Raw genomic sequence first — 9524 nt, 5'->3', positions numbered from 1 at the left:
CATTGCTGCAAGGGCCAGAGACAATGATGCAATGGACGCAGCGGAAGAAAGGTGGGGCGTGCGGTCCTGCGGCAGGCGGGGCGGGGCCATGAAATACAGGGGGCCCAACCGGGCCCCGGCGCCGCGTCAAGCCACTTGCCAAAACGCGGTTTCCCCCGCATATGCTGCCCATCATGACCGATCTCGCGCATATCCGTAACTTCTCCATCGTTGCCCACATCGACCACGGGAAATCCACCCTGGCCGACCGGCTGATCCAGTCCACGAACACCGTCTCGGACCGCGAGATGAAGGAGCAGCTGCTCGATTCCATGGATATCGAGCGCGAGCGTGGCATCACGATCAAGGCGAACACCGTCCGGATCGAATATATCGCCGACAATGGCGAGCTGTATGTCCTGAACCTGATCGACACGCCCGGACACGTCGACTTTGCCTACGAAGTCAGCCGTTCGATGCATGCGGTCGAGGGCTCTTTGCTGGTCGTCGACAGCACGCAGGGCGTCGAGGCGCAGACCCTGGCTAACGTCTATCAGGCGATCGATGCCAACCACGAGATCATCCCCGTCCTCAACAAGATCGACCTGCCGGCGTCCGAACCCGAACGCATCAAGGAGCAGATCGAGGACGTGATCGGCATTGATGCCTCGAATGCGCTGCTGGTCTCCGCGAAGTCGGGCATCGGCATCCACGAGACCCTCGAGGCGATCTGCCACCGCCTGCCCGCGCCCAAGGGCGACCGCAACGCGCCGCTGAAGGCGATGCTGGTCGATTCGTGGTACGACAGCTATCTGGGCGTCGTCGTCCTGGTCCGCATCATGGACGGGGTGATGAAGAAGAACGACCGCGTGAAGTTCATGCGCAACGGCACGATCCACCAGATCGACCGGATCGGCGTCTTCCGCCCCGCGATGCAGAACGTCGACGAACTGGGCCCGGGCGAGATCGGCTTTATCACCGCCTCGATCAAGCAGGTGCGCGACACCAAGGTCGGCGACACCATCACCCACGAGAAGAAGGGCGCGGAAACCGCTCTGCCGGGCTTCAAGCCCTCGATCCCCGTGGTGTTCTGTGGCCTCTTCCCGGTCGATTCCGCGGAATTCGAGGACCTGCGCGACGCGATCGAGAAGCTGGCGCTGAACGATGCCTCGTTCTCCTATGAAATGGAGACCTCGGCGGCGCTCGGCTTTGGCTTCCGCTGCGGCTTCCTGGGTCTGCTGCACCTTGAGGTGATCCGGGACCGGCTGGAACGCGAATACGACATCGAGCTGATCACCACCGCGCCGTCGGTGGTCTATCACCTTTATATGAAAGACGGCACGATGCGGGAGCTGCACAACCCCGCCGACATGCCCGACCTGACCTATGTCAGCCATATCGAAGAGCCCCGCATCAAGGCCACCATCATGGTGCCCGACGAATATCTGGGCGACGTGCTGAAGCTGTGCCAGGACCGCCGCGGCATCCAGCAGGAACTGACCTATGCCGGCTCGCGGCCGCTGGTGGTCTATGACCTGCCGCTGAACGAGGTCGTCTTCGACTTCTACGACCGGCTGAAATCGGTGACCAAGGGCTACGCCAGCTTTGACTACCATCTGACCGGCTACCGCGAGGACAGCTTGGTCAAGATGCAGATTCTGGTGAACGACGAACCCGTCGATGCGCTGTCGATGATGGTGCACCGTGATCGCGCCGAGATGCGCGGCCGGGCGATGTGCGAAAAGCTGAAGGACCTGATCCCGCGCCACATGTTCAAGATCCCGATTCAGGCCGCCATCGGCGGCAAGGTGATCGCGCGGGAAACTCTGTCGGCGCTGCGCAAGGATGTGACGGCGAAATGCTATGGCGGCGACGCCACCCGGAAGCGCAAGCTGCTGGACAAGCAGAAGGCGGGCAAGAAGAAGATGCGGCAGTTCGGCAAGGTCGAGATCCCGCAGGAAGCCTTCATTTCCGCGCTCAAGATGGACGAATGACAAAAGGCCGGGGGAAACCCCGGCCTTTCTGCTTTGGCGCCCTCAGAAGGCGCGCTCCATGGCGTTGCCGGCATTCTGCAGGTCGCGGCCGGCGCCCTTCACCGTCTCGCAGGCGGCAAGGCCCAGGACAAGGGCCAGGCACAGTCCCAGTCTGATCATCGTCTTTCCCGTCTTCGGATATATTGATCGTCCCGTTCTAGGGGCCGTCCCGCCGCAGGTCCAGACAAGGAAAGGCGAGGGCGGGGGCATCCGGGCAGGCGCTTGTGCTGACACGAAAAGGGGTCGGCACAGGCCGACCCCGACACTCGTTACTCAAAGCACTTCCTGTTCCCTCCCTGGACGGCTGGCGCCGCCCACGCAGGGAAGCCGGCGGATTTCTGGATGGAAGATCCGTCGGTTGGAGAGGGGAAAATTGGCCCCGCTGTCATGCAAACGCCCGCAGTGCTGAACTGGTTCCCCGGGCGGGGTGTCGAATAATGCAGGCCCGTGTTTGCCACTATTTGACAGAATGTCGCACCCCGGGCAGGATGACGTTGCGGCACTTGATGCAGGTCAAGGTGTCGCAGGGGACTTGAATGTTAACCATCTTCTCAGATCCCGGAGGAAGGAGACACAGATGACGCGCATTCGGCACTTCTTTCTGCAATTCGTGGTGGGCGCAGCGATGACGGGCATGGCGGTGCAGCTGGCCGACGGGCTGAGGATCCTGTCGCGCAGTGGCTGGTCGCTGCCAGAACTTCTGACGCTTCTGGCGGTTTGCCTGCTGGCCAGCGGGCCGCTGCTGAAATTGGGCACGGCCGGGCGGCCGCGCCGGACCCGCCCGGTGGCGCGCTCGCAGGCCCGGGGGCGTTGCCCGGCGCCGGCGATGGCGGCGCAGGTCTTCGCGAAGGTCGTGCCTCAGGCCATGTCCAGGAACTGCTGAACCGCGGCCAGGAATTCCCTGGGCCGGTCGGCATGCAGCCAGTGGCCGGCGCCGGGGATCTTGGCGAACTTGGCATTGGGGAACAGCGTCTTGATCCGCGCGCGGTATTCGGGGCGCACGTAGTCGCTGGTGGCGCCCGACAAGATCAGCGTGGGCCCGTCGAAGGGGCCGGTCAGGTCCTGCGGGAACGACAGGATCTTCGGCATCTCGGCTTCCAGCACGTCCAGGTTCAGCTTCCACGCCTTTTCCTTCACATCGAGGCTTTGCGTGAAAAAGCTTTGCAGCGCCTTGTCGACACCGGCGGCGGCCAGCTGGGCCTCGGCCTCGGAACGGCGGGTCAGATGCGCCAGGTCGACGCTGCGCATGGCGTCGATATGTTCCTGCTGGGAATGGTCGTAGCTGACAGGGGCGATGTCGCCGACGATCAGCTTGACGACCAGCTCGGGGCGGGTCAGCGCCAGCGCCATCGCGGTCTTGCCGCCCATCGAATGGCCCAGCACGTGGCAGGGACGGCCCTGGGCCTCGATCACCTCGGCCAGGTCGGCGGCCATGGCGGGATAGCTGTGTTCCGCCATCCAGGGCGAGGCGCCGTGGTTGCGCATGTCCACCGCGATGACGGGGCGCGTCTGCGCCACCTGACGGGCAATTACCCCCCAGTTCCGGCCCGAGCCGAACAGCCCGTGCGCGATCAGAAGGGGGGTGGCATCGGCGGGGCCGTCATGGCGGATGGTGTTCAGCATGGCCCAGCGATAGCCAAAGCCTCGGTGCCCTGCCAGAGGCAAAGTCGCAAGGCTGCCCTGCGGGGATTGGCGGGGCGCGGGGGCCGCGCTAGGTTGAGCGGCGCAGCAGCAGGAGGCCCCCATGGTCGATGCCGAGACATTCCACCGCGAGGCGGCCCGGGTCGAGAAGGCCCTGCGCCGCCGGATGCGTCGCCGTGATGGCGATTTCGACAGCCTGCTGCGGCAGGCGGCGCGCCACATGCCGCATTCCGCGCGCCTCGCCGCCGAGGAGATCTTGCGCGCGGGCCAGATGGTGGGGCATCCGAAACTGGCCCGGCAGATCGACCCCAAGGCGTTCAGGCGCAATTTCCGGCGGCTGGCGCGTGGGGTGAAGGGATATGATCCGAAGGCACGGCGGGGGCGTCTGGCGGTGGACATGCTGCAGGGGGTGGCGATCAACCTGGCGATCCTGGCGCTGATCCTGTTCGCCGTCGCCTGGGCGGCCGGCTGGCTGCACCGCTAGGGGCGCCAGGGCGTCCGGCGCAGCGTGTCGCGCATCACCAGCGTGACGGTGGCGAAGCTGACGAAGAACAGCAGATACCAGGCCCCGATCTTCGAGGTCGAGACCAGCTGCCAGCGGGCCTGTCCCGCATAGGCCCAGGTGCCGGTCAGGGTGCCGATGTTTTCCGCCACCCACAGCGCCAGCGCGATGCCCAGGGCGGCCAGCGGGAAGGGCATCCAGACGCGCCGCGCCCCCACCCGCCACCACAACCGCGTGCGGGCAAAGATCACCACCGTCGCGATGAACAGCCAGATGCGGATATCGGGCAGGAAGTGGTGCGCGAAGAAGTTGACGTAGATCGCCACCGCCAGCAGCACGCTGACCCAGTAGGGCGGGTAGGGGGCGAAAACCGCGTCGAACACCCGGATCGAACGCGCGATGTAGCTGCCGACCGAGGCATACATGAAGCCTGTGAACAGCGGCACATGGAACAGCTTGAAGATCCCCGCCTCCGGGTAGCCCCAGGAGCCGTGGTTGACCTTGAACCATTCCATCACCGTACCGGTGATGTGGAACAGCAGGATCACCTTGGCCTCGTCCCAGGTTTCCAGCCGGAAGGCCAGCAACAGCACCTGGGTGCCGATTGCGATGGCAAAAAGCGCATCATACCGGTCCACCGGCCAGCCCGGCTGCCAGATCAGCTTGGTCCCGATGATCGAGCCCAGGATGATCACCGCGAACAGCCCCGCCCAAAGCTGCCGGCCCAGAAAGCCGAGCAGGGCGGGGATCAGCGACAGGCGGGCGGGGCGGGGATCGGCAAGGGTCATGCCGTCTTCATGGCGGCTGGCGGCGGGGCTGTCCAGCGGCGCTAGTCGAACTTGCGCGAGGGGGCCATGACCAGCGCCTCTCCGGCCAGCACGCGCTTGCCGTTCACCTCGCAGCGGCAATCGAGCTTGACCCGGCGGCGGTCGACCTCGATGCCCACCACCTCGACCTCGGCGCGCACCACGTCGCCGGGGCGCACGGGCGCGAGGAACTTCAGCGATTGCCCCAGGTAGACCGAGCCATGCCCCGGCAGCTGTTCCCCGATCACCGCCGAGATCAGCCCCGCCGTCAGCATCCCGTGGGCGATGCGCCCGCCAAAGATCGTGTCGCGGGCGTAATCGTCGTCCAGATGCACCGGATTGCGGTCGGTCGAGACCTGGGCGAACATGGAAATGTCGTCATCCGTCACCTCTTTGCGCAGGTGGCGGGTCATGCCCATCTCGATGTCCTCGATGCAGATCGTGCCGCGCGGGAAGTTATCCATGATCCCTCCTTTCGGGAAATTCACAGGGTCATTTTCCGACGCGGGGGTGGCCGGATGGGTAATTTTGTTACCCATCCGATGCGGCAGTGCAATCGTGCTTAGGTCTTAACGCAGGTAGCCGATCGAGAAGGTCGGCTCCATCTGCGCGTGTTCAAGGTAGGCGGCCAGGGCCTCGGGCTCGGGCTGGTCGGTGGTCCGGGTTTCCTTCTCGGCCAGACCGCCGGTGATGAACAGGCTGTCGATGCCTTCACCCATGGCGCCCAGGATGTCGGTGTGGATGCCGTCGCCGATGGCCAGGATCCGGTCCGCGGGCACGTCCTTGCCCAGCTTCGCCAGACGGCGCCGCGCCAGATCGTAGATCGGCGGATGCGGCTTGCCGAAATAGAGGCTCTCGCCGCCCATCTCGGTATACAGTTTCGCCAGCGCCCCGGCGCACCATTCGCGGTGATCGCCGCGGTCCACCACGATGTCGGGATTGGCGCACAGCAGCTTCAGCCCCTTGGTTTTCGCCAGCAGGAACTGGCCACGGTAGACCTCGGGGTCTTCCATCGGGTCGAAGGGGCCGGTGCAGACGATGCCCTCGGCGTCCTGCAGATCCACGTGGTCGATCTGCATCGGATCCTCGAGGATCGCGGGCGGTTCGAAGAAGACCGTTTCCTCGGGGCTGCCGATGAACCAGACCTTCTGGCCGACGACGCCTTCGAACATGGCGGTGCGCGCCGCATCGCCCGAGGTGGCGATGGTGTCATAGCACGATTCCGGCGCGCCGAAGCCCACCAGCTGTTTCGTCACCGCCTTGCGGGTGCGCGGAGAGTTGGTCACCAGAACCACCGTGCCGCCCTTGGCGCGGTAGGCTTCCAGCGCGGCGACGGCGGCGGGATAGGCGGTGACGCCGTTGTGCACGCAGCCCCACAGGTCGACGAACAGCGCGTCGTAATCGTCGGAGATGTCGGCGAGAGAAGAGATGATCCGGGTCATGAAGGCTCTGGGTCCAGGCTGTTGTGCTTGTGGGCTTGGGCGCAGGTATGGCGCAGATGCGCCCGGGGTGCCAGAGGCGGCTTGGACGGGGGCGTCAGATCCCCTGCCGCAGCCCCGCCAGCATCGCGGCCAGGGTGCCGCGCAGGCGGTCCTCGACCTCGGCATCGCTGATTTCCAGATATTCGCGCACCAGATGCGGGTGGTTGAAGCCCACCATCGCAGTCTGCACCAGACGCGCGGCGCGGGCAGGATCGGGCAGGTCGGGGATCGCCGCGGCCAGCAGTTCGGCGATCTGGTCCTGCAGCTGGTCGATATGGCCCGTCACCACGTCGCGCAGCCGGTCCGAGACCCGGCAATAGGCCTCGTACAGCTCGGGGTCGCGGCGCGCCGCCTGCCGCTTGATGCGCAGCCGTTCCATCATGAAGGTCTGCAGGCGGTCCTCGGCGGTGCCGGGGCCGGCGGCGATCTCGCGCAGGCGGTCGCGGGCGCGGGCCAGCCAGACATCCACCACCGCATCCAGCAGCGCCGCCTTGTCGCGGAAATGCGCGTAAAGCGCGGCATGGCTGACGCCCAGTTCCGCCGCCACATCGGTGACGCGCAGCTTGCCATAGCCAAAGGTCTGAATGCGGGCGCTGGCGATGGCCACCGCCTTAGACTTCATCTCTTCCGCCTTCAGGCCGGTGCGCGGCATGGAAATTCCCCCTCACGAACTTGCGAGGAGGCTACTTACAAGTTACGGAAATTGAAAGTTGTAAGTTCTCCTCCCTCCCGAATCTCAAGGTCCAACGCTCATGGGGTCTCTCCTCAAGGATCGTCGGGCGATTGCGCTGCTGCTGGCGGCGACGCTCACGATCATGTCCAACGCGATCATCAGCCCCGGCCTGACCGGGATCGCCCAACATTTCCAGGATACGCCGAATGCCGGTCTGCTGACCCGGCTGCTGGTCACGGCGCCCTCGCTGCTGGTGGCGATCTGTGCGCCCATCGCCGGGCATTTCGCCGACAGCTTTGGCCGCAAGCGGATGATCATGGCCGGTGCGGCGCTGTTTGCCATCGCCGGCACAGGTGGGCTGTGGCTGCCGACGCTGCCGCTGCTGCTGGTGTCGCGGCTGCTGCTGGGGCTGGCCGTGGCGCTGGTCATGGCGCCGCTGTCGGCACTGGCGGCGGAATATTTCCACGGGCCGGTGCGCGGCCGGTTCATGGCCCTGCAGATGGCCTTCATGAGCTACGGTGGCGTGGTCTTCATCGGCATCGCCGGTGATCTGGCAGGCCATTCCGCCTTCCTGCCCTTTGCGCTCTATTTCGTCGGCCTGATCTACCTGCCTGTCATGGCGGTCTCGCTGAGCGAACCCGCGCCGCACGAGCCTGCAACGGCCCATGCCCGGGCGGGTGGGGGCGGCCAGCCGGGCTGGGTCCTGATGCTGGGCGTGGCGCTGTTCCTGGGGCTGATGGTCTTTGTCGGCTATTACATCGTGCCCACCCAGATCGCCTTCTACATGGCCGAAATCGGCCACCCAGAGCCGATGGCGGCCTCTATCGTGCTGGTGGCGGCCTTCTTCGCCTCGGGATCCGTCACCTTCATCTATCCGAAACTGCGCGCGGGCCTCGGCCGGGCCGGGGTCATGGCCTGCGGTTTCGTGCTGATGTGCGTGGGATTCGAGCTGATGGGCCAGTCCTCGAACATGGTCTTCGCCACCATCGCGGGCCTGCTGCTGGGCACCGGCCCGGGGCTGATCGTGCCGACGGTGATGGCCTCGGTCATGGATGTGGCACCGGCCAAACGGCGCAGCCTGTGCTCGGGGCTGATCGGGACCTCGATCTTCCTCGGCCAGTTCCTGTCGCCGCTGATCTCTCAGCCGATCATCGGGACGCATGGCTTCACCACGGCCTTCTCGATCTTCGGGGTGGCAGCGCTGGTCTGCGCGGGCCTGTCGGTGCTGCTGTTCCGCGACCGCGCGGCCTTGCCGGTGCGGGTCTGAACGCGGGTCTGGCCGCATGCAAAAGGGGCGCCCCGCGGGGCGCCCCTTTCCGTTCCCGGGGTCTGAACCCTCAGACGGCCAGGCTGGGGATGATCTGCTTCTTGCGGGACATGATGCCCGGCAGGACCACGGTGTCGCCCGAAACGGTCGCGCCAAAGCTCTTTTCCGCCACGCCCTTCACCAGGTCGTTGGGGATGAACATGGTGGCTTCTTCGTTCAGGATGTCGACGACGAACAGCAGGACCTCGTCCACGCCATCCTCGGCGGCGACGGTCTTGAAGCTTTCCATCAGCGACGCCTTGCGGTCCAGTACGATCTTCGGCGCGGTGGTTTCCAGAACCGAGACGCGGAACTTGGTACCGCCGACGGCGTATTCCTTCGAATCCATGCGGATCAGTTCCGCATCCGAGAAGGCCGAGACATCGGATTTCGCTTCGAACATTTCCGAGGCATAGGCCGCGATGTCGATGTTCAGCTCGGCCGCCAGTTTCTCGGCCAGCGCCTTGTCGACCTCGGTCGTGGTGGGCGAGCGGAATTCCAGCGTGTCGGACAGGATGCACGACAGCATCGCGCCCTTGATGTTGTCGGGCATCTTCGCCGCGGCATCGCCCATCAGGTCGTACATGATGGTCGCGGTGCAGGCGAGCGGCTTGATCGTGATGTCGATCGGGCCCTTGGTTTCCAGGCCGCCGACCAGCTTGTGGTGGTCGATGATCTGCACGACATTGGCGTCGTTGATCGCGGCGGGCAGTTCCGCGGGGTTGTTGGTGTCGACGATGACCACGGTGTCGTCAGCGGTGACTTCGGAAATGATCTCGGGCTTGTCGAAGCCCCATTTCGTCAGCACGAAAGCCGCTTCGGTGTTGGGTTCGCCCAGCAGCTTGGGCGCGGCGGCCTTGCCCTCGACCTCGGACAGGTACCAGGCCCAGATGATCGGGGAGCCGGTGGAATCGGTGTCGGGGGACTTGTGGCCGAAGACCTTGATCGTCATGAGATGCTTCCGTCGTTGCAAAAATGGAATCCGCGGCCCTTATAGGAGGCGCCGAAAGCGAAGTCACCCGGTCCTGCAGCGGGCTGCGCCAATTCGCGTCGGAGCAGCAACAGCCGCCCTTGCGGGCGGCAGAAAAGGGGCAGAGCGCTGA

11 protein-coding genes are annotated in these 9524 nt (G+C 65.3%); 4 read left to right on the top strand and 7 right to left on the bottom strand.

The annotated features are described in order from the left end of the window. The first annotated feature begins 173 nt into the window (after positions 1-173). On the top strand, positions 174-1973 hold the full coding sequence (lepA, locus tag AC2ITM_RS14790) for a translation elongation factor 4 (RefSeq protein WP_486467394.1): 1800 nt from the start codon (positions 174-176) through the stop codon (positions 1971-1973). Positions 1974-2015: 42 nt separating this feature from the next. Here lepA and AC2ITM_RS14785 read toward each other — a convergent pair whose 3' ends face one another. After that, entirely contained in the window at positions 2016-2132 is a 117-nt protein-coding gene (locus tag AC2ITM_RS14785; protein ID WP_486467393.1) for an entericidin A/B family lipoprotein, read from the bottom strand. Between the two features lie 457 nt (positions 2133-2589). Between AC2ITM_RS14785 and AC2ITM_RS14780 the strand changes: the two genes are divergently transcribed. Next, entirely contained in the window at positions 2590-2895 is a 306-nt protein-coding gene (locus AC2ITM_RS14780; RefSeq protein WP_486467392.1) for a hypothetical protein, read from the top strand. Here the strand turns inward: AC2ITM_RS14780 and AC2ITM_RS14775 are convergent. Further along, positions 2871-3635 (bottom strand): alpha/beta fold hydrolase, encoded by a 765-nt coding sequence (locus AC2ITM_RS14775; protein WP_486467391.1) that lies wholly within the window; start codon positions 3633-3635, stop codon positions 2871-2873. The two genes, AC2ITM_RS14780 and AC2ITM_RS14775, sit on opposite strands and share 25 nt — an antisense overlap. Positions 3636-3756: 121 nt before the next feature. On the opposite strand from AC2ITM_RS14775, the gene AC2ITM_RS14770 reads away from it, so the two are divergent. Next, the gene (locus AC2ITM_RS14770; protein WP_486467390.1) at positions 3757-4137 is read left to right on the top strand and encodes a hypothetical protein; all 381 of its coding nucleotides are present in this window, start codon (positions 3757-3759) and stop codon (positions 4135-4137) included. Here AC2ITM_RS14770 and AC2ITM_RS14765 read toward each other — a convergent pair. The 4 genes from AC2ITM_RS14765 to AC2ITM_RS14750 form a co-directional block, all read right to left on the bottom strand. Continuing rightward, positions 4134-4943, bottom strand: coding sequence for a DUF817 domain-containing protein (locus AC2ITM_RS14765; protein ID WP_486467389.1), 810 nt, complete (start codon positions 4941-4943; stop codon positions 4134-4136). The two genes, AC2ITM_RS14770 and AC2ITM_RS14765, sit on opposite strands and share 4 nt — an antisense overlap. 41 nt (positions 4944-4984) lie before the next feature. Beyond that, on the bottom strand, positions 4985-5428 hold the full coding sequence (locus AC2ITM_RS14760; RefSeq protein ID WP_486469444.1) for a MaoC family dehydratase: 444 nt from the start codon (positions 5426-5428) through the stop codon (positions 4985-4987). A 102-nt stretch (positions 5429-5530) separates the two neighbouring features. Next, complete coding sequence (locus AC2ITM_RS14755; protein WP_486467388.1) at positions 5531-6403, bottom strand: TIGR01459 family HAD-type hydrolase; 873 nt, start codon at positions 6401-6403, stop codon at positions 5531-5533. 94 nt (positions 6404-6497) lie between these two features. After that, on the bottom strand, positions 6498-7094 hold the full coding sequence (locus AC2ITM_RS14750; RefSeq protein ID WP_486467387.1) for a TetR/AcrR family transcriptional regulator: 597 nt from the start codon (positions 7092-7094) through the stop codon (positions 6498-6500). 100 nt (positions 7095-7194) lie between these two features. Between AC2ITM_RS14750 and AC2ITM_RS14745 the strand changes: the two genes are divergently transcribed. Continuing rightward, positions 7195-8382: an MFS transporter gene (locus AC2ITM_RS14745; RefSeq protein WP_486467386.1), complete on the top strand. Its 1188-nt coding sequence runs from the start codon at positions 7195-7197 to the stop codon at positions 8380-8382. Between the two features lie 70 nt (positions 8383-8452). On the opposite strand, the gene AC2ITM_RS14740 is transcribed toward AC2ITM_RS14745, so the two are convergent. Then, a complete protein-coding gene (locus AC2ITM_RS14740; RefSeq protein ID WP_486467385.1) occupies positions 8453-9373 on the bottom strand; it encodes a manganese-dependent inorganic pyrophosphatase in 921 nt (306 codons plus the stop codon). Between the last annotated feature and the right edge of the window lie 151 nt (positions 9374-9524).

It is taken from the genome of Pseudooceanicola sp. NS-SX9, from assembly GCF_057380705.1.
The sequence above is the reverse complement of the archived record's forward strand: the minus strand, read 5'-3'. Positions and strand labels throughout refer to the sequence as shown.

Bases quoted from the DNA above. Each gene is read 5' to 3' on its own strand.
- lepA (WP_486467394.1), top strand. From the start codon at position 174: ATGACCGATCTCGCGCATATCCGTAACTTCTCCATCGTTGCCCACATC.
- AC2ITM_RS14785 (WP_486467393.1), bottom strand. From the start codon at position 2,132: ATGATCAGACTGGGACTGTGCCTGGCCCTTGTCCTGGGCCTTGCCGCC.
- AC2ITM_RS14780 (WP_486467392.1), top strand. From the start codon at position 2,590: ATGACGCGCATTCGGCACTTCTTTCTGCAATTCGTGGTGGGCGCAGCG.
- AC2ITM_RS14775 (WP_486467391.1), bottom strand. From the start codon at position 3,635: ATGCTGAACACCATCCGCCATGACGGCCCCGCCGATGCCACCCCCCTT.
- AC2ITM_RS14770 (WP_486467390.1), top strand. From the start codon at position 3,757: ATGGTCGATGCCGAGACATTCCACCGCGAGGCGGCCCGGGTCGAGAAG.
- AC2ITM_RS14765 (WP_486467389.1), bottom strand. From the start codon at position 4,943: ATGACCCTTGCCGATCCCCGCCCCGCCCGCCTGTCGCTGATCCCCGCC.
- AC2ITM_RS14755 (WP_486467388.1), bottom strand. From the start codon at position 6,403: ATGACCCGGATCATCTCTTCTCTCGCCGACATCTCCGACGATTACGAC.
- AC2ITM_RS14750 (WP_486467387.1), bottom strand. From the start codon at position 7,094: ATGCCGCGCACCGGCCTGAAGGCGGAAGAGATGAAGTCTAAGGCGGTG.
- AC2ITM_RS14745 (WP_486467386.1), top strand. From the start codon at position 7,195: ATGGGGTCTCTCCTCAAGGATCGTCGGGCGATTGCGCTGCTGCTGGCG.
- AC2ITM_RS14740 (WP_486467385.1), bottom strand. From the start codon at position 9,373: ATGACGATCAAGGTCTTCGGCCACAAGTCCCCCGACACCGATTCCACC.